Raw genomic sequence first — 17,178 nt, 5'->3', positions numbered from 1 at the left:
TTTCAAGATGTCGATGCTCGTCTGTGCTTCCGAGCACCGTCGATCCGCTGAATCCTGTTGATGAGTTCGGCGTCACGCTCCCGATGACGCATCCGGGCGGGCTCCAGCGCGTCGTAGGCGATGCGGAGAATCGTCTTGTCGGTCTCCCGCGAGGTGTTCAGCGTACTGGCGGCCTCCCACATCACCTGGTGGATACGTGCGTGCTCGTCCTGTGTGATCAGGCCCTGACCGGCCAGGTCCTTGATCTCGCGTGCCAGATGGCCGGCGCTGTAATAGGCAGTCCCGTCTTCGGATGTGAAGCTTCCTCCGGTGAGCGTCTCGACCTTCGGCAGCCTCAGTGCCAACGGCCAGAGGAGGAAGGATGCGAGAGCGACGGCCACCGCGATCAGAGATATGTCCATACCGAGTGACGCCCCAGTCGTGGTCACGAAGGTAACCGTGCCAGCCACAAGGACTGCGGTGATCAGGGCAGCGATCTCGGTGAAGGACCTGGTGCTCTCCTTGTGCAGTGTCAGCGCCAGTCGGGCTCGGGGCTTCTTGTCGGTCGACGGGTCGACCACCGCGAGCGACACTGAGCCTGCGGACTCGATGCCGTAGAACTTTGTCGGATTCCTCATGACGTCCTGGTGTGGCGCGGCGCTCTTCACGAAGCCGTTTCGTCGCAGGGTTCGCAGAGGTCGCCGTTCTGGAAGCGGCACCACACGTCGTGGTCTCCGTGCTGGACGCAGTCCGGCCAGGTCGCCTGGGTGTCAGTGTCCCGGCCGCATCGTGGGCAGCGTTTGCTGGCCAGCCTGCGGAACCCCGCGACTCTCGACCAGTCGCTGGTCGAGACCGGCGAGACCACCGAACCACTGGGCAGCAGTACCTGGCCCGCAACCAGACGGCCCTCGTCGATGACCTCAGCCAGTGCGAGGCTGGCCTCCTCCCCGAAGGCCTTGTCGTCCAGGTCGTGCATCAGCAAGGTCAGCCGCTGGAGCAGCCGCTCGAGCTTCTTGGGCCCTGGTGCTTCGGTCAGTGCAGCCCAGCCGAGCATGGCACCGGCGGTGTTGCCGCACCGGCAGTCCGGGTTGTGCCGTGCCGCGGACTCGGCGCACTCGGCCAGCCGGGCCCGCGCGTGCTCCCGGAGTTTGCCGACAGCGGCCTTGGTGGCTGTCACAGCCCAGCTGCCGTGATGAGCCGGTCGCCGTGGCGCAGGGCCAGGTCACGGGTAATGACCGCGTCAGAGGTCACGTAGGCGTCCAGCTCCTCCTTCGTCAACTCGTGCATCTGGGTCCGGTCCACCTCCACCGGGTCCATGCCCAGGTGCTTTGCCCACGGCTTGAGCGACCAGGAAACGCCGGCTGCCAGGCACTCGTCCCGCTCGACGTAGGCCATGTCAATGTGGCGCAGACCGTTCCACGTGGCGGCGTAACCACCGTCGTGGCCGGGCAGCGGGTCGTACTTCGGAGCGAAACTCGCGTCCGGCGTCAGTTCCATGCCGGCGTACCAGTGCTCCGGCAGGCCGACGATCCGGGCACGGTCGGCCAGGAACGGCAGGTCGAACACTGATCCGTTCCAGGTGACCAGCAGTGCGTCCGGGTTGGACTCGGCGAAGCGCTTCACGATGTAGGCGATGACAGCCAGTAGCCTGCGTTCGTCACCCTGCGGGTTCAGGTGGTGAACGCTGGCGTGCGTCTCGAACGCGAACGCCACCGCCGTGATCGGGGTGATCTCCGGGACCAGGCCGCGGGCGGTGAACCCGGCAGTCTTCTCGGCCTCGGTCAGCGGGGAGGTGTCAGTCTCTATGTCAAGGGCGAAGATGTTCATAGGGCGGTCTCCTCGGTTGGCTCGCTCAGTACTGACTCCCAGTGGCCTCTCTCCATCCCGAAGGACGGGACGCGCAAGGTCAGTGGACGGACTACGTCGACCGGGGTCTCGGGTGGGTAGTGGTGCTCGACTGGTGTGGCGTCCGGGTCGTTGGTCCGGGCGACGGTGATCACCGTGGCGTCGGCCGTGCACTCAACAGCCAGCGCCTCGACGTAGCCGCCGAAGCCACTGACCCCAGGCAGCGGGTTGTTGGTGCGCAGGAAGTCGCCGGGGCGGACGTGTTCGGCTGGGAATGTGCCCGAGCTCGTCATCCAGTCGTCGATGTTGCCGGGCTCGGCGACCTGACGGGCACGGTCGATGCTCCGCCTGCGCCCGTCTGCCGCCCGGTGCCAGCAGCGGTCCCAGGACGGGCAGTGGTCACACTCGTCGTAGTCGGGGTCGAAGCCCGGCTCGTCAGTGACCTGGCCGAGCTGGTCGTAGGTCATGAGGGCAACATCTGCGACCAGCCGTTCGTACTCGGCACGCTCGGCGGCGTCCAGCTCGGCCCTCATCCTGTTGAGCTCGCTCATCGGACAGGCACCTCTCTATCTGTGGTGTAGCGGGGGAAGGTGTCGACTGTCGGTGTGTCGATGAACGTGGCGAGCACGAACAGCAGAGCCACGGTGATGACGAGTGCGAGGACAACACCCCGCTCGGTCCGTTCGCTGAACCCGTGCGCCGGGGTCAGTACGTCCCTGGGCCGGCACAGCGTGTCCATCTGGTCATCGTCCAGGTGCTCGGAGCGTTCAGCGGCGGTGGCGACCTCGAAGATCTCGCTCAGGTCCGCGGTGTGTTCTGGGTGCTCACGAGTCAGGCGGTCCAGGGCCAGGCGGTCCTCGCCGCTCACCGCAGGCTCACCGACCAGGTCGCGGTGCACCGGACCGAAGTGTGTCGTCACGGTTGGCCTCCCGGGCCCGTAGTGCGACACCCAGGCGGCTCATGACTCGGCCTCGACTGACTCAGGCTTGGCGGGCTTCTGGGCCAGCCACTCCTCGAAGTCGGCACGGGACTCGGGCTTGAGGGCTTCACGGCCTTCTAGTTCGTCGCAGACCGCCTGGGCGGTCAGCCACGCCTGCGACCACGTCGCGAACTCGAGCCGGTCGACGTCGGTCAGCTCCCAGTGCGGTGAGAACGCCGCGGGCGGGTCGAAGTCGGGCATGACCCGCTTCCAGGTCTCGCGGCGGTTCTCCCACTCGGTGCCCGTGACGTCCTCTGGCTGGTCGCTCTGGTCCTGGTAGTGGAAGTCGGTGGCCCCGGTGGCGGCTAGGAATGCCTCGATGTACTCCTGCCGTACCGTGAACAGCTTGGCGTAGTGGTCGTGGGCACCTGCGGAGTTTGGCTGCGGGTCGACCATCCAGGACACAGAGAACTGCAGGTCGACCGCGTCGATGACCCGGGTGGTCGTGGCACCGCCGTTGATGGCCTGCACGATCGCTGTGGCCAGTCGCAGGTTGGACACCCGGTGGTCCTCGACGTCGTAGGGGCGCAAGGCCAGGTTGACGTCGTCCAATGTGACGCTGGAGAAGCCGTTGAGGATGTCCACGACTGTGGTGACCCGCTCGGTGCGCGTCGCCACAGTGTCGTCACGCAGCAAGGCCGCAGTCAGGCCCACGGCACTCAGGGCGAGCTTGCGGTAGGTGGCCCGGACAGCCTCGGCGACAGCCAGGTTCGCCACCAGGGCGTCAGAGCCAGCGGGGAGAGTGTACGCGTTGTAAATCTTGGTGCTCATGGACTGGTGGTGTGGCGGACCGGGGTCCGGTCGTTCTCGTTATCGCTGTTCGGTGCCGTGGCTCGCCAGCCGGCCAACAGGTAGGTGGCGAACAGAAGCGCACCGCCTATCCCTACAACCATGACGGCAATGGGGCCGACCCAGGTGGGCAGGGCGTCGATCAGTACGCTGAGCATCTCGGACTCGTTCATGTCCTGCGGGTGTGGCGTGACCTAGGCAGGGAGGTCCAGTCCGGGGAGGGTCTCCTGGGCGGTGACGCTGCGTGCCTTGCCGGCCAGGCAGGCAGGGCAGGTGCCGAGGTGGACCCCGGAGGCGACCGCGACTGGGCCACGGACCGCCCAATCGCTGGCGTCGCCGGTCGTGTTCGGGCACCCGGTGCAGGCGGTCGTGACGATGGCGGTGGCCGTGCTCATCGTGGGCCCTGTCGAGGACCGAACCGTCGCGTGACGCCGCGCTCGATAAGCGCATCGGCGACTAGGACGATCGCTGCCACGATCAGCGGCAGCCTGGTCAGGAACCACACCGCCTCGAACATCAAGTGCTCACTGGGACCGGGACCGGGTTGCGCGCGTAGTTCAGGGCCAGTGCGACACCCTTGCTGATGCCGAGCTCGGTGGTGTCCAGGCTCTCGGTAATGGAACGGCTGCCCGGGTCCAGGTTGGCGAACAGGGACTCGACGTCGGGGAGGTCAGCAAGGAAGCCGAACTCTCGCTGGACGGCCTTGGCGCACCGCTGAATGCCCTCGATCTTGGAGGCCAGGTGGGTGCGCTCGGAGCCGAGCGCACCGTCTCTCATCTCGGTCAGGAACTCGGTGGCGATGGTGAGACGCGCGATGAGGTCGCTGACGTCAACGGTGGTGGTGGTCTGGCTGGTCGTTGCTGTGGTCATGTCCCCCTGGTGTGGCGCCAGCGGCAAGCAGGTCTTCCCGGGTCAACCGCCGGTGGGCCAGGCAGCACGTCGGGTGGTTCCGGCCGTCGACGATCAGGGCGAGCAGGAGGTGGTTGGCACCGTGCACGTCGCCCCGTTCGGATGCTCGCCGGGCCAGCCAACCGGTGAGTGCCCGGACGCCGCGGTGGGCCAGGACGTCGATCTTCGGGGGCGACATCAGTTGACCAGCTGGGCCAGGGCGGAGGTGATCGCCGGGTCGGCTGGCTTGCGGGGCAGGTACCGGCGCGGGTTGGCGGCCAGCTTCAACCCGGGGATGACTCGCGCACCGGGTGAGGCCAGCGCCCAGGTCGACACCTTGCCCTCGCGTCGGCTGCACCAGACAACAAGGGCGCAACGGATGTCGATGCCGGTGACGCCGTGACGTGCCAGATGCTCGGTGTAGGTGTCGAGGGCCATTGGCAGGGTGCGCTTGGCGGCAGACGGGAACGGCTTGAGCCCCCGGTAGCTGCTCTGGCCCAGGGACCACACGAAGCCTGGTGCCCACGACTTGGCGTCCAGGAGCATGACGGAATTTCCGGAGACGACGACATGATCAACATTGGCGGTGTAGCCCGCCCGGGGCACGTCCAGGTCGTGCAGGACGGCGACACCGGGGTTGTTGCGGGCCCACTCATCGAGCACCGCCGCGGTGGACAGCTCGGCCTGCTTACCGGCGCGCGCGTGGCCGGTTGACTTCGCCCAGGTGGCGTTGTCCAGCCCTCCTCCTGCTCGGCCGATGATGGTGACAGGGTGGGTGGTCTTGGGACCGGCCATCAGAAGATCTCCCCGAGGAAGCTGACCAGGAGGCCGATGGCGATGACCACGATGACGATGGCCGCGACCACTCCGCCGGGTCCGGCCATCCAGTCGCTGAGGTGGTCGCTGTCGTTGTTGTTCATACCGGTGAACATGCCCAGATCTCAGCGGCCAGTGGTCGGGTCGAGGCCGACGTCACTGAGCATCTGAGTGACCTCGGATACGACCCGGACGCGGTCGGCCTGCCGTGCCACGGACAGGACGTGGTCACGGGCAGCGACCATCCCGGCCTCGTACCCGCCGGCATAGGCGGGGTCGATGTCGCGCAGTCGTCGCTGGGCTGCCAGGGACATATCGCCGAGTGAGTCGGCCGCGGCGGTCAGGACCCGGAGCTGCCGCCGTGCCTCTTCGAGCTCGGCGTGCAGGACATCATTTCGGGTCCGCAGGTCCTCCTCGGCCAGCAGATCGTGGATGATTCGATGGGTGGGAAGCTGGTGGGAGTAGGGGGTCTGGGTCATGCCGCAGGGGTGTGGCGGGCACGGAGTCAGTGTCTAGGGTCAGTCCTAGACAGATCTCGAGGCGTCCTAATGACGGGTTCCCGACGCCCGTCGCGGCTTCCCGTCACGTCCACCATACTGATTGTTGCTACAACCTCCGACGGTACTGAACGCTACTGAACGCAAACGCATAGGTCCGGCGCAGGCGTTTTGCCCACGGCGCACCCCGGCTCGGATCGGCCGGATCGGGGCATCGACCCTCTGACCTGCGGGTTTGCAAAACGGCCTCGAAAAAAGTGACTGAATTGACTCGCGTTGACTCAGCGCTGAGTCACATGAACGTATGTTCGAACGTGCAGGTCAGAGGCCTAAAAACCCCCTACTACTACTACTAGTGACTGAATGACTCCAAAATATGTATACGTGTATAGGGCAGGGCATACATACTTCTCACCCTCGACATATATATACCTTCTCCCCCTGTAGGTAGTTACGTACACGAGTCAGTGAGTCAATTGGCCGTTATTCAGGGTGTTAGCACAGGTCAGAGGCTTGCGAGGCACTGCCTCAAGCTCGAGTCAACGCGAGTCAATTCAGTCACTTCTGACAAACCCGCAGGTCAGAGGCTTGTGCGACGACAGATCGGCCACGGCACCCAGATCGCTCCAGCTAGCAGAATGCTAACTGTTGCAAGCACTCTGAAGGCAGTGTCCGAGGACCTACCAGGGACCAGGGCGGGCGTGCCGTGACGCTTTCAGAAAGATCTTCGAGAGGTACGTCACGTTCGGCTCCGACCCCGCTCCAGGTAATTGAAGGGAGGGTACTGGCCAGTCGCATCCCGGGACTGGGTAGCCGCCGGAACCACCTGCGCGCACCTGGGACCAGATCAGGTGGCACAGGTCTAGTGCCAGTACTTTCCGCAACAGCCTGAGAGCGAGCACCGATGGACGAGACCAAGATGGACGACCTGTTCCTGGACAAGGACCCGACAACGTATGTGCCAGGAGCCTTGGCGCCCGTCGTCCTGGTTGCCGGGTCCAAGGGCGGCGCAGGGGCGACCACCGTGGCCATCACCATCGCCGAGCTCGCCCGGACTTCCGGTGGGGTTCCGCGGGTAACCCTGGTGGATGCCGACCCGACCAACAGCCACATCGCCACCTACCTGCGAGCCAAGACCTCCGGCCAGGGCGGCAGTGTCCCGACGATCCTGGACGGCGCCCTGCGCAAGGACTACCGCCGCGCGGTCGCCCAGCCGGGCATCGTCAACGCCGGGCACAGCGCCCGCGTCCCGGACATCTCGATGCACACCGTGCTGGCGCCGCCGACTGTGCAGTACGACCCGACCGCGGTCTCGGCCAGCTCCTACAGCCGCGCGCTCAAGCTGCTGCAGCCGCACTTCGACCTGGTCGTCGTGGACATCGGCACCCTGAACGCCCACACCCCCACTGCCCTGCAGGAGGCATTCGCCTACCCGGCGCTGCGGACCGGAGGCTGGCTGTTCCTGGTGTCCAACAGCTCCCGGCTCTCGGTGCAGAGCGCGATGGATACCGCCCGGCTGCTCGACAAGAACGACGTCGTGAACTCCCAGCGCATCTTCTCGATGATCAACGCCCGTCGCGGTGCGGTGGACGCCGCCTCGGTGAAGACGATCACCGAGCGCATGACCCAGTTCTCCACACCGCTGGGTGCCGTGGACTACGACGAGGAGGGCATCGGCAACCGCATGGAGTCCGGGCACATCCCCTCATCGCACCACCAGATGGTCGCGTCGCTGTCCGAGGCGCTGCACACCATCACCAACTACCAGTCCTTCGCAGACCTGGCCAGCGGCAAGCGCAAGCCGGGCGAGCGAGGAGCCACCGTGGTCGACAGCAGCAGGCGTCGGCGCCTGATCCCGAGCCTGGGCCGGTAAGGAGAACAACCCGATGAGCTGTCCGTCCCCGCAGCCCGTGACTGGAGTCCACTCTTCACCGGACTCCCAGAAGCACCCGTGGCTGGACTGGCTGTGCACGCAGCTGGCCCACAGTGCCGTCGGCCAGGCCGCCCGTGACCTACTGACCTCCGGCGACCTGCCGACGCGTGGATCCCTGGTGGTCCTTCCCGCCTGGTCCTGGGCCCAGTCGTGCATCGACGTAGGCCGCAAGTCGCGCAGCTATGCCGGCGACACCTTCCGCCTGCCCATCCGCCTGGCGTGGAGCTGTGGTCCGCTGCTGATCATTGGTGAGGGCCAGGAGGTGACCGTTGACTGGCACGGCACCGGCATGGGCCGCACCGACCAGGGACAGGTCACCTTCGGCGCCGCCGGGGTGCTGGCCCAGGACCTCAGGGGCTGGGATGACGAGCTGCCCGAGACGGCGATGGTCTCCCCCGAGTCGCAAACTGCTCTTCGCGTCGAGCTCACGCACCTGGCCCAGGAAGGCGAGCAGGCCCGCTGGGACCTCATCACCGAGCTCGAGCAGAAGTACATCGCCAAGGAGATCTACTCCTCGGCCGCGCGCATCGTCACCGAGATCACCGATGGGCAGTCCTCCGGCCTGGACGAGACGACCCTGGAGACCCTGACCACTCGCTTCGTCTACGGCGAGCCTGGACAGGAGACTCCCTCCCCGCTGTCCCGACTCATCGACCACGCCATGGTTCCCAGCAGTCAGTTCCACCGGGTCGACCCGGGTCGCTGGCTGACAGTGGCCCTCAAGCGCGACACCGAGCGTTTCATCCGGCAGTACCTGGGTGACGTCCCCAACGTCGGTCCCAAGATCCGTCGGATGGCCCGTGAGATGAGCCCGGAGTCCCTGGAGGCACTGGTGAGCGCCTACCGCGAGCAGCACCCGGCCGACCGCGTCGCGCAGGGCAGGGCGGTCCACGCACTGTCTACCACCGTGGAGATGCTCCTGGCCTGCCCGACCGTGGCCTACGAGCACGAGGAGGCTTCATGAGCAGCGTGGTGGACGAGGTGCGCCGGCGCACACCGGGTGAGCTGTCACGCTCCCGGCAGGAGGCCGGCCGGATGCGCGCCCAGTGGCTGATGGCACTCTCGGAGGGCAACGCCTCGCTGCACGAGCTGTTCACCGCGGCCACCAGGGACGGCGGCCAGCCACTGCGTGCCCTGAGGCTGCGCATGGCCATCGAGCACGTGCCGGGGATCACCCGTGCCCGCGCCGGTGCGGTCATCGCCGAGCTGCGCCACCTCGCCGGGGTGGCGCAGGACGTGCCGGACCGGGAGCTGAACGTCGCCTGGCTGTTGCTGGACCAGCGCACGCAGCCTGGCGCTCGGTTGACGGGTCTTTCCACGGCGCTGCTGCGTCAGACCGGGGGGCTCGAGCAGACCACTGTCGGTGGCTTCCCCTATCGTCACCTCGGGGGCATGGAGGAGGTGGTGATCTGATGAGCGAGGAGTCGGACACCCTGCAGGCAGTCTTCCAGGAGATTTTTGAGGAGACCAGCGACAGCGCGCGCGTGCGTCTCATCGAGCGCGTCCTGGTGGAGCACCACACGGTGTTCACCCACCTGGCACGCCAGATTGTCCACCGGTTCGGCATCAGCCCGGACTGGTACGACGAGGTTCAGCAGATCGTGCGCACCGAGGCGTGGCGCTACCTCAGCGAGCCTCTGAAGCCCGGCTTCGACGTCAAGGCCACCATGCCGTGCATCCGTGTCGCCGCCCGCGCCGAGGTGCAGCGGATGAGGCAGTCCTCGGCCTATACCGGCATCTCGGGTGCGGTCAGTGCCCGCCGGCGCGAGTCTGCCATCGCCAAACACCGCATGGACCTGATTCGCACCCTGGGTTGGGAGCCGGACGACCAGTTCATCATCGACTCCTACAACGAGAAGGTGACCGCCAGCAGGTCCGCGGAGCGTGCCCGGACCCAGGGAGCGCTGGTGACCAAGGCCGACCTGGAACTGCCGACCGTCGGTGAGCTCGAGGAGGGGACCGAGGGCACCGTGCCTTCCGGTGAGAACGAGGTGGAGGTCAAGGAGGTCCTGGCCGAGATCCTGCGCCGCTGCCAGGGCGACTCGGAGCACACCGGTCAGGTCGCTCAGGTCGTGCTCGGTGGCTCCCTCGGTGAGTCCGTCGGAGAGATGGAGTGGAGCGCCCGGCACGTCTCCAAGCATGTCGAGCTGTCCTCGGCGAAGGTGTCGCATCTGATGCACCGGGTGCGTGCCATCGCCGTCGAGGTCGTCGACGAGTGGGGCATCGCCCAGTAGGACCTGGCACCGAATCAGGTGGCACAGGTATATGTGTGACTGCAACTGTTGAGACCGACGCTGCCGCCGTCCCCGAGCTGCCCCCGAAGGGGTCGATGAGCTGGGACGGCGACACGTTGGTCGTGGACCCGAACGAGCCGATGTTCAAGGCTGTCACTCGCAAGGCCCTGTCTCCCTCGACGAGCAACGCCATGCAGGACTGCCCCTCGCGCTGGTTCGCCGAGAAGCTGACGCCACGCGAGGACGACCCGTTCGACCCGGCACCACTGGGCACGGCAGCCCACGCGGTCATGGAAGACCTGTACGACCGCCCCCATGACAAGCGGACCCCGACCGACGCCTACGAGCTGCTGCTGACCGTCGGGGAGCGACACCCGGACGTCGTCATCCCCACCGCGCCGCTGGAGCTGGCCAGGTGGCGGGACAAGGTCATGCTGGTCATGTCCGGCCTGTGGGACATCGAGGACCCTTCCACGGCGATGACTGGCCAGCGCGAGCAGAAGTTCGACCAGGTGAGCGTCCGCGGGGTCCCCCTGATGGGCTTCGTGGACCGTGTCGACCCGGTGGTCACCGACGACCAGCAGCTCGGCCTGCGGATCGTGGACTACAAGGGACTGGCCCTGGACACCCCTATCCCGACACCGGCCGGCTGGACCACCATGGGCGACCTGCACGTCGGTGACCAGGTGTACGGGGCGACCGGGCTGCCGGTGACCGTCACAGTGAAGTCCGACATCCACAACCGACCCTGCTACCGGATCGCGTTCTCTGACGGGACCTCGGTGGTGTGCGACAACGTGCACCTGTGGACCGTGGTTGACGAAACCGGGCAGGCCACCACGGTGGACGCCGACCGACTCTTCGACATAGTGACCGCCGGCAAGGACATCGCACTGCCGACGGTCACCCTTCCAGGTGGTGATGAGGTCAGCTTCACCGTCACCACCGTCGAGCAGGTCGAATCCGTGCCGACCCAGTGCATCCAGGTCGACGCGCAGGACTCGCTGTACCTGTGCGGCGAGGGCATGGTCCCGACCCACAACACCGGCAAGTGGTCGACCGCCGCGAAGCTCAAGATGTACGGCGACGACTATGCCGAGCAGATGCGGACCTACGCACTGGCGCTGCAGGAGCTGACGGGCGTCCTTCCGGTCCAGGCGTCGCTGTACTACACCGCTGTCGGTAAGTCCCGTGACATTCCGCTGGGTCCCCGGTTGCTGGAGAGGACCGCCGAACGGCTCGTCGACTCCTGGGACAAGCACAACGAGTACACGAGCACCGGGAGGTGGCCGACCAAGCCCTCCGGCCTGTGCAACTTCTGCCCGCTGGCCACCGTCTGCCCTGCGGCCGCAGCCAGGGACAAGCCGGTACAGCCGCGCAACGACTCCTACCTGTTCGGCGAGGCGGTGTTCGAGTCACTGGCTGACCTGCTCACTGAACCCGCCGAGCAGGAGGCGGACGACTACCCGCCGCCGGTCGAGCCACCGGACGAGATCGCCCTGGGTATACCTGGCCCGGACGACGAGCCGGGCGTGCACGAACCGCCCGCACGCCACACCAGCCAGGTGCACACCAACGAGCACGAGGAGAGCAGCGAGATGGCAGCAAACAAGGGGCCCTGGTCGGGCACCGAGGACAAGGCATGGGAGGAGACCGCCCAAGGTGATCTCCAGGCCGGTAGCTACGCGGCGACTGCGGCGTTCGGCCTGTCCGCCATGGCAATGGAGGAACTGCACGCGGCCGGTCAGCCGATCACCGGCGACACCGTCCCAGCGCTGGCTATGACCCTGTCGAGCCTGGTCCTTGAGGTCCAGACCGACCTGTCCGGGTCCGCGAACTTCCAGCGGTCCCTGAACACTCGTCTGCGCGGTGCCCTGCACGCCACGCTCCTGACGATGCCGATCCCGTTCGGCGCTGACGGTGAGACCTGGGACCAGTGGGCCCACGAGGTCAAGCGCCGCATGAAGTCCATCGCGATGGTGGCCCACAAGTTGTGGGACAACGGCGTCGTGGACCGCCCCTACGCGGTGTTGGTCGAGAAGACCACTCCGCGCCCTACCAACCAGACAAATAGTGAGGTGTCCGCGTGAGCGCACTGGACAGCAAGACCCGTACCGACCTGCTCCTGGCTGCGATGAACGCGGTCGGGGCGGTGGCCCAGCCGACGACCAACAGCAACGGTGCAGTGGTCGCCTCGGTGTCGGAGACCTGGCAGCACAAGGTCGAGCAGAAGGCTATGGAGATCCTGACGATGGGCTCCGAGGGCTCGCAGTTCGCCCGCGCCCTGGACGTCGTGGCCACCGCGCACGACAAGCAGATCGACACCAGCAAGGCGTTCTCGGCCGTCATCCAGAGCATCGAACTGCACGGCAACAGCAAGCGCGTCCTGGTCACCCTGCATGCCAAGGGCGCCGACGAGGACGAGACGGTCCGCACCGACCGCACGGACACCGGCCGCGGCGCCCTGATGGCCCGTGAGGTCAATGCGCTGGTCGGCCACCGCGTCATGGTCTACATCGAGATGGAGAGGATGAGCAACGGCAACAAGGTCCGCATCCTGCGCCATCTCACTGACCTGGGCCCGAACCAGGAGTAAGGCCCCGAGAGCCGAGAGGTCCGTCCGGAATCCGGACGGGCCTCTCGTGCGTCTTGGCATGTTCACCTGTATGAGCGAGTTCCCCACCCACAGCCAGCCCGAGAGCCACTACCGGGACAACGAGCAGGCACGTCCTGAGCCCAAACCCGAGCCCGAGCGCAAGACGGCCAAGGCTCCCGCCGCCAAGCCGCCTGCCGGGATGGACACCCGCAGCGCCCGCGCCTTCGCCCGTCGGGTGTTGAGCACCCGCGCGGTACTGGACACCGTCGAGTCGGGTGACGTGGCGATCCTCGAACGGGTCAGTGGTGAGCGCAAGGCCACCAAGGGGAATCTCGACGAGCTCGCCGTGGTGCTGGCAACCAGCACTGGTGGCTCGGGCAAGGACATCCTGACCGCCACCCGTGACCTGTTGAGCAAGGTGACCGACAGCCCGATGGAGGCGGTCGTCGAGGCCACCATGCTCGCCGCCGAGTCCCCCGAGGTCTTCCGCGAGGTCTTCTCCCTCACCCGTGAGCTCGGTGTCCACGACACGCCCCGGGCGCCCTCCGGTCACGAGGTGAAGGCGGCCAGTGCTCTCGTCCAGGCAGCCCAGAACAGCAACACCGCAGCGGCCATGACCCGGCTCGAGGCGCTGACCGACCTCCTGGGTTGACCTGGCCCGGAAGCAGCTGGCACAGGTACTACGACACACCTCGATTCCAAGGACAGATATGGCAAAGGGAATGAAGAAGGGCTCCGCCGCGACCAGCGAGAACTGGTTCGACGACGGGAACGCCACCGCACTGCCCGACAACTCAGTTCCCGAGCTGCAGGCGAAGGCCAACAAGAACAAACGGCTGAGCAAGGCCATCTGGGCTGCTGCTGTTGCTGGACCGGTCGCCGCAGCCCTGGCTTTCGGGGCCATCGTTGTCGCCGCGGACGCCAAGACGGCCGTCGAAGGTATCGAGGTCACCCCGACCGCTGCACCCATCCCCCAGCTGCAGGTCCAGGAAATCACCTCCCCGGGAAGGTTCGCTGCCACCCAGGCCCTTGAGTCCTGGCTGGCAACCGTCCCGAACCCGCTACCGGGTGGACGGCTCGTCTCCTGGGACGGAGCCACCGAGCAGGACCACCTCGACTCCGACGTCGCCGCGGGCGGGAACATCGCTGTCACCCTGGAGCAGTTCACCGTCGTGGACGGGGCCGGCACTGCCTACCGCGTCACCTACCAGGTGGGTTCTGACCCTGTTGGCGGTGGAGCGTCCGTCCTTGCCGGTCCTTCCCTCCAGGCCAGGCCGCAGCCCGTTGACGGAATCGAATCGGATGGTGATGCCTGGCCGGGCATCGAGTCGGCCGACGCACCGCCAGCCGTGGCTCAGGCCGTGCAGACGTGGGCTGACGCCTACATCTCCGGCTCCCCGGAGCGGCTGCACCTGGCTATCGGCGACACCAACACTGACCGGACCTACGTCCCGATCTCCGGTGCGAGCCACGTCGAGACTTCCGTGACAGCCGGTGCCGGAATCGAGGTCGATAAGGCCGCCCCGACCGATGGCGATGAGGCTGCCTCGGCCGAGATGATCGTCCGCGCCGAGATGCGGATCGGCTGGGAGGGCCGTGACTCCGACCCCTCCCCCGCAGCCATCCAGATGGATCTGTTGGTCCTGCGCGCTGACACCGGCGCCCCAGTAGTCGTCGCCTGGGGTGCGCCCGGCGCCGGACCCGATTTGACCCCGTACGAGAACGCAGTGCCGGTGCTGGACCGCGCGGCACCAACCACTGATGACGGCGAGACCGGGTACGACGACTCAGGCACCGCACCGGAGCCGGCTCCCACCGGGTCCCCTGACGACGCCGAGCAGACCGAGTCCCTCGAGAGCACTGAGGAGAGCAACCGATGAGCAAGAAGGACGCCCAGCCCTCCTGGTCGACGAAGCTGGCCAAGCGCTGGCCGAACGGCATGTGCCAGGGCGTCGACGGGTCCATGTGGCTCTACCGCAAGTTGCCGCTCGGCCCGGTCGACGACGCGGTGGACACCCGGCAGATGCTGGAGGTGGCCCGGCCTCTGAACAACGCCTTCTCCGAACTGGAGCGACTCACCCGTATCCGCTCCACCCGTCGACGCATGGTCAAGAGCCAGTACCGCGAGGTCCACGCCCTGCTCATCAACGTCCCGCAGCTGTACGTGCCCGACGAGAACCAGCCACTACGCGCGTTCCTGGCCCAGCAGCACCCGAAGCAGTGGGTGGACCGCCGGCTGCTGCTGTTCGGCGTCAAGATCAAGGACGACTTCGGCGGGCACGGCGGAATCAAGGGCCGCATCGAGTCGCTGGCCTACACCCTCAACGAGGGCGGCGGTGTCCCGATGGAGGACTACCTGGCCGACTACGACATGGTGGATCGCGGCATGAAGCGCTCCGGCCTGGAGTTGGCCACCGAGGAAGACTTCGCGCTGGCTGACGCCTGGTGGAACCTCGGCAAGGACTCTGCGACGCCGATCCTCCCCCACGACGACCACTTCCACGTGTGCGCCAACGCCTCAGCCATGTCGACCGCCCGCGGCCTGGAGGACGACGAGGTTCCGTGCGAGGACTGGCCGAAGATCCCCGGCCACCACAAGCTGGCGATGATGGCCTTCCGCAAGCTGGAGTTCACCGAGCGGACGGCCGACAACCCCGGCGCGCGCTGGGCCTCCCTCATCCGCCAGGAGGGTGCGGCCGCGGTCTCGGTTCGGGGACTGCTGGAGCCGTCCAAGGTCACCAAGGACGAACTGCGCCGCAACCGCAACCGCTTCCGCTCCGACATCCGTGAGCAGGCGGCCGCGGACAAGATGGAGCGCGCCGAGATGCTGGACACCTCCGAGGCCCTGCGCCGCCGGGAGGAGCAGTACTCCCAGGAGGATGCCTCCCCGTCCCTGATCGACACCTCGGTCATCGTCGCGATGAACGGTGCGGACTCCTCCGGGCGGTTCGACGCGACCGGTGTCACCTCCAACGTGGCGGCCTGGTCCAACATGCTCGAGGTCCAGGACCGGGCACTGGAGGAGACGATGCTCTGCTCCAAGGTGCGGGCCAACCCCCTGCTCAAGGACGTCCCGGTCTCGACGGTCTCCTACTCCGGCCTGCCCTCGCTCTCAGTGGTCGGCGACCGTGAAGGTGCCCTGCTGGGCTTCACCGAGCGGGACCACCGACCGGCCTACGTCAGTCACAAGGCCGCCTACGTTGCCGATTCTTACCCGATCTTGCTCGTCGCGGGGGCCGTCGGCAGCGGCAAGACCCAAGTCCTCCAGTATCTCGCCTGGCAGTGGGCGCAATTGGAGCCGTCCATCCCCCAGGTAGTGCTGGACCCAAAGACTGGCTCCGATCTCAGCGACATCGCTGAGTTGGTCGGTGGGGAGGTGTTCTCCCTCGATGACCTCGCTCAGGCTGACGGCGTGTTCGACCCGCTGCGCTTCGCGGGGAACTCCCAGTCCGGCATTGAGGTCGCGACCTCAATGCTGCTCCAGGTCGACCCGTGGCCGGACGACAGGAAGAAGTACGAATCGGCGCTCCAAGTTGCCCTCAAGTACGGCGTGGACAACGGCGCCACCTGTATCGGCCAGGCGCTGAATGTGGCGCAGGAGGCTGGCCTGACCACAGACGACTTGATCGACCCCATCATCAAGCTGCTCGAGTCCAGCGCCATGTTCCGGGCCTGTGTCGGCATGAGCCCGGATGGTGAGGGCTTGAGGGTGTCCAACGGCTTGACCTACATCAAGGTCGGCAACGCCCACCTGGACCTGCCGCCTCCTGGTCGCGACCCGGAGAACCTGAACCAGCGGCTGGCTGTTGCTCTCGTCCGGATGATGGTATTCGGCTCTGCGATGGCCATGACCGGACGTAACGGTGTCCTGCACTTTGATGAGGCGTGGGTGGCTATGGCCGGCGGTGCTACCGAGGTGGAGCGCCTGGGTCGGCTGGCTCGTTCCCAGACGGTCCTGCCGGTGCTGTACACCCAGCGTGTCTCGGACGCGGTGAACAACGGCCTGGCCGGCTACATCTCTCGCGGTCTCATCCTGCACATCGCCGACCCGGAGGAGGCCGAGGCGGCCTGTGCGCTGTTCAAGCTGGAGCCGGACCTGTTTGTACCGCGAATCACGATGGGCGACAAGAAGGGTGGTTCCACCGCTGACATCGACGGTGCCCCGGAGTGGTCCAGCCTCAAGCCGCTGAAGGAGAATGGAAAGGTCGTCCGTGGCTCAGTCGCAATCTACCGCGACCTGATCGGTCGTGCCGTTCCAGTGACGGTGACGCTGCCGTCGGACTTCCTGGAGCTTTCGTCAACCAACCCGGACGACATCAAGAGGAAGGCGGAGAAGAACCTCCGCGAGTCCTTCGACGCCAAGCAGCGTCAGCAGGAGGCCCAGCGTCGCTCCGATGAGCTGGGCAGCGCCGAGTACGAGCGGATGACCAGGCGCGCGCAGATCACCGACGAGACGGAGTTGTACGAGCCAGCGGAGACCGCCGCACAGTCTGAAGGTCAGACCGGTTCTGCGGCGGAGGTCACCGACACCACCAGCGAGACTGCGGGCGACTTCGACGACATCTTCGCTGGGTAGCACAAGCCCTGGAGTACCAAGCTTGGTACTCCAGGGCTTGTGCGCC

Annotated in this window: 22 protein-coding genes; 9 read left to right on the top strand and 13 right to left on the bottom strand. The window is 66.6% G+C overall.

What is annotated here, in order from left to right; all coding sequences use genetic code 11:
- Positions 1-2: 2 nt before the first annotated feature.
- From DPQ65_RS07915 to DPQ65_RS07860, 13 genes are all read right to left on the bottom strand, one after another.
- Positions 3-617 (bottom strand): hypothetical protein, encoded by a 615-nt coding sequence (locus DPQ65_RS07915; protein WP_114906782.1) that lies wholly within the window; start codon positions 615-617, stop codon positions 3-5.
- A gap of 26 nt (positions 618-643) precedes the next feature.
- Positions 644-1,156, bottom strand: coding sequence for a hypothetical protein (locus DPQ65_RS07910; RefSeq protein ID WP_114906781.1), 513 nt, complete (start codon positions 1,154-1,156; stop codon positions 644-646).
- Positions 1,153-1,806, bottom strand: coding sequence for a 3'-5' exonuclease family protein (locus tag DPQ65_RS07905; protein WP_114906780.1), 654 nt, complete (start codon positions 1,804-1,806; stop codon positions 1,153-1,155). Before DPQ65_RS07905 ends, DPQ65_RS07910 begins: the two co-directional genes overlap by 4 nt.
- Complete coding sequence (locus tag DPQ65_RS07900; RefSeq protein ID WP_114906779.1) at positions 1,803-2,375, bottom strand: hypothetical protein; 573 nt, start codon at positions 2,373-2,375, stop codon at positions 1,803-1,805. Before DPQ65_RS07900 ends, DPQ65_RS07905 begins: the two co-directional genes overlap by 4 nt.
- Positions 2,372-2,743, bottom strand: coding sequence for a hypothetical protein (locus tag DPQ65_RS07895; RefSeq protein WP_114906778.1), 372 nt, complete (start codon positions 2,741-2,743; stop codon positions 2,372-2,374). Before DPQ65_RS07895 ends, DPQ65_RS07900 begins: the two co-directional genes overlap by 4 nt.
- Before the next feature lie 39 nt (positions 2,744-2,782).
- Entirely contained in the window at positions 2,783-3,574 is a 792-nt protein-coding gene (locus tag DPQ65_RS07890) for a hypothetical protein (RefSeq protein WP_114906777.1), read from the bottom strand.
- Positions 3,571-3,765: a hypothetical protein gene (locus DPQ65_RS07885; protein ID WP_114906776.1), complete on the bottom strand. Its 195-nt coding sequence runs from the start codon at positions 3,763-3,765 to the stop codon at positions 3,571-3,573. Before DPQ65_RS07885 ends, DPQ65_RS07890 begins: the two co-directional genes overlap by 4 nt.
- A 21-nt stretch (positions 3,766-3,786) precedes the next feature.
- Entirely contained in the window at positions 3,787-3,987 is a 201-nt protein-coding gene (locus DPQ65_RS07880; protein ID WP_114906775.1) for a hypothetical protein, read from the bottom strand.
- A 121-nt stretch (positions 3,988-4,108) separates the two neighbouring features.
- Positions 4,109-4,462, bottom strand: a complete 354-nt coding sequence (locus DPQ65_RS07875) for a hypothetical protein (RefSeq protein WP_114906774.1) — start codon at positions 4,460-4,462, stop codon at positions 4,109-4,111.
- A complete protein-coding gene (locus DPQ65_RS07870) occupies positions 4,422-4,679 on the bottom strand; it encodes a hypothetical protein (RefSeq protein ID WP_114906773.1) in 258 nt (85 codons plus the stop codon). The genes DPQ65_RS07875 and DPQ65_RS07870 overlap by 41 nt, the downstream gene beginning before the upstream one ends.
- Entirely contained in the window at positions 4,679-5,275 is a 597-nt protein-coding gene (locus tag DPQ65_RS07865) for a nuclease-related domain-containing protein (protein ID WP_114906772.1), read from the bottom strand. Before DPQ65_RS07865 ends, DPQ65_RS07870 begins: the two co-directional genes overlap by 1 nt.
- Complete coding sequence (locus DPQ65_RS16315; protein ID WP_272947644.1) at positions 5,275-5,400, bottom strand: hypothetical protein; 126 nt, start codon at positions 5,398-5,400, stop codon at positions 5,275-5,277. Before DPQ65_RS16315 ends, DPQ65_RS07865 begins: the two co-directional genes overlap by 1 nt.
- A 21-nt stretch (positions 5,401-5,421) precedes the next feature.
- On the bottom strand, positions 5,422-5,775 hold the full coding sequence (locus DPQ65_RS07860; RefSeq protein ID WP_114906771.1) for a hypothetical protein: 354 nt from the start codon (positions 5,773-5,775) through the stop codon (positions 5,422-5,424).
- Between the two features lie 922 nt (positions 5,776-6,697).
- On the opposite strand from DPQ65_RS07860, the gene DPQ65_RS07855 reads away from it, so the two are divergent.
- From DPQ65_RS07855 to DPQ65_RS07815, 9 genes are all read left to right on the top strand, one after another.
- Positions 6,698-7,666, top strand: coding sequence for a CpaE/TadZ family protein (locus DPQ65_RS07855; RefSeq protein ID WP_114906770.1), 969 nt, complete (start codon positions 6,698-6,700; stop codon positions 7,664-7,666).
- 13 nt (positions 7,667-7,679) lie between these two features.
- Positions 7,680-8,690 (top strand): hypothetical protein, encoded by a 1,011-nt coding sequence (locus DPQ65_RS07850; RefSeq protein ID WP_162802086.1) that lies wholly within the window; start codon positions 7,680-7,682, stop codon positions 8,688-8,690.
- Positions 8,687-9,139: a hypothetical protein gene (locus tag DPQ65_RS07845; protein ID WP_114906768.1), complete on the top strand. Its 453-nt coding sequence runs from the start codon at positions 8,687-8,689 to the stop codon at positions 9,137-9,139. Before DPQ65_RS07850 ends, DPQ65_RS07845 begins: the two co-directional genes overlap by 4 nt.
- On the top strand, positions 9,139-9,960 hold the full coding sequence (locus DPQ65_RS07840) for a hypothetical protein (protein ID WP_114906767.1): 822 nt from the start codon (positions 9,139-9,141) through the stop codon (positions 9,958-9,960). The genes DPQ65_RS07845 and DPQ65_RS07840 overlap by 1 nt, the downstream gene beginning before the upstream one ends.
- 35 nt (positions 9,961-9,995) lie before the next feature.
- Positions 9,996-12,050, top strand: a complete 2,055-nt coding sequence (locus DPQ65_RS07835) for a PD-(D/E)XK nuclease family protein (protein ID WP_114906766.1) — start codon at positions 9,996-9,998, stop codon at positions 12,048-12,050.
- Entirely contained in the window at positions 12,047-12,556 is a 510-nt protein-coding gene (locus DPQ65_RS07830; RefSeq protein ID WP_114906765.1) for a hypothetical protein, read from the top strand. Before DPQ65_RS07835 ends, DPQ65_RS07830 begins: the two co-directional genes overlap by 4 nt.
- A gap of 70 nt (positions 12,557-12,626) precedes the next feature.
- Positions 12,627-13,208 carry a hypothetical protein gene (locus DPQ65_RS07825; RefSeq protein WP_114906764.1) on the top strand — a complete coding sequence of 194 codons (582 nt, stop codon included), beginning with the start codon at positions 12,627-12,629 and terminating at the stop codon, positions 13,206-13,208.
- 58 nt (positions 13,209-13,266) lie between these two features.
- Entirely contained in the window at positions 13,267-14,436 is a 1,170-nt protein-coding gene (locus DPQ65_RS07820; RefSeq protein ID WP_162802085.1) for a hypothetical protein, read from the top strand.
- Positions 14,433-17,132 (top strand): ATP-binding protein, encoded by a 2,700-nt coding sequence (locus tag DPQ65_RS07815; RefSeq protein ID WP_114906762.1) that lies wholly within the window; start codon positions 14,433-14,435, stop codon positions 17,130-17,132. Before DPQ65_RS07820 ends, DPQ65_RS07815 begins: the two co-directional genes overlap by 4 nt.
- The last annotated feature ends 46 nt before the right edge of the window (positions 17,133-17,178 follow it).

This window comes from Ornithinimicrobium murale (assembly GCF_003352835.1).
Lineage (GTDB): Bacteria > Actinomycetota > Actinomycetes > Actinomycetales > Dermatophilaceae > Ornithinicoccus > Ornithinicoccus muralis.
The sequence above is the reverse complement of the archived record's forward strand: the minus strand, read 5'-3'. Positions and strand labels throughout refer to the sequence as shown.

Coding starts and splice junctions, on each gene's coding strand:
- DPQ65_RS07845 (WP_114906768.1), top strand. CDS start 8,687: ATGAGCAGCGTGGTGGACGAGGTGCGCCGGCGCACACCGGGTGAGCTG.
- DPQ65_RS07870 (WP_114906773.1), bottom strand. CDS start 4,679: ATGTCGCCCCCGAAGATCGACGTCCTGGCCCACCGCGGCGTCCGGGCA.
- DPQ65_RS16315 (WP_272947644.1), bottom strand. CDS start 5,400: ATGAACAACAACGACAGCGACCACCTCAGCGACTGGATGGCCGGACCC.
- DPQ65_RS07815 (WP_114906762.1), top strand. CDS start 14,433: ATGAGCAAGAAGGACGCCCAGCCCTCCTGGTCGACGAAGCTGGCCAAG.
- DPQ65_RS07840 (WP_114906767.1), top strand. CDS start 9,139: ATGAGCGAGGAGTCGGACACCCTGCAGGCAGTCTTCCAGGAGATTTTT.
- DPQ65_RS07905 (WP_114906780.1), bottom strand. CDS start 1,806: ATGAACATCTTCGCCCTTGACATAGAGACTGACACCTCCCCGCTGACC.
- DPQ65_RS07880 (WP_114906775.1), bottom strand. CDS start 3,987: ATGAGCACGGCCACCGCCATCGTCACGACCGCCTGCACCGGGTGCCCG.
- DPQ65_RS07850 (WP_162802086.1), top strand. CDS start 7,680: ATGAGCTGTCCGTCCCCGCAGCCCGTGACTGGAGTCCACTCTTCACCG.
- DPQ65_RS07885 (WP_114906776.1), bottom strand. CDS start 3,765: ATGAACGAGTCCGAGATGCTCAGCGTACTGATCGACGCCCTGCCCACC.
- DPQ65_RS07855 (WP_114906770.1), top strand. CDS start 6,698: ATGGACGAGACCAAGATGGACGACCTGTTCCTGGACAAGGACCCGACA.
- DPQ65_RS07890 (WP_114906777.1), bottom strand. CDS start 3,574: ATGAGCACCAAGATTTACAACGCGTACACTCTCCCCGCTGGCTCTGAC.
- DPQ65_RS07875 (WP_114906774.1), bottom strand. CDS start 4,462: ATGACCACAGCAACGACCAGCCAGACCACCACCACCGTTGACGTCAGC.
- DPQ65_RS07860 (WP_114906771.1), bottom strand. CDS start 5,775: ATGACCCAGACCCCCTACTCCCACCAGCTTCCCACCCATCGAATCATC.
- DPQ65_RS07825 (WP_114906764.1), top strand. CDS start 12,627: ATGAGCGAGTTCCCCACCCACAGCCAGCCCGAGAGCCACTACCGGGAC.
- DPQ65_RS07820 (WP_162802085.1), top strand. CDS start 13,267: ATGGCAAAGGGAATGAAGAAGGGCTCCGCCGCGACCAGCGAGAACTGG.
- DPQ65_RS07915 (WP_114906782.1), bottom strand. CDS start 617: ATGAGGAATCCGACAAAGTTCTACGGCATCGAGTCCGCAGGCTCAGTG.
- DPQ65_RS07865 (WP_114906772.1), bottom strand. CDS start 5,275: ATGGCCGGTCCCAAGACCACCCACCCTGTCACCATCATCGGCCGAGCA.
- DPQ65_RS07900 (WP_114906779.1), bottom strand. CDS start 2,375: ATGAGCGAGCTCAACAGGATGAGGGCCGAGCTGGACGCCGCCGAGCGT.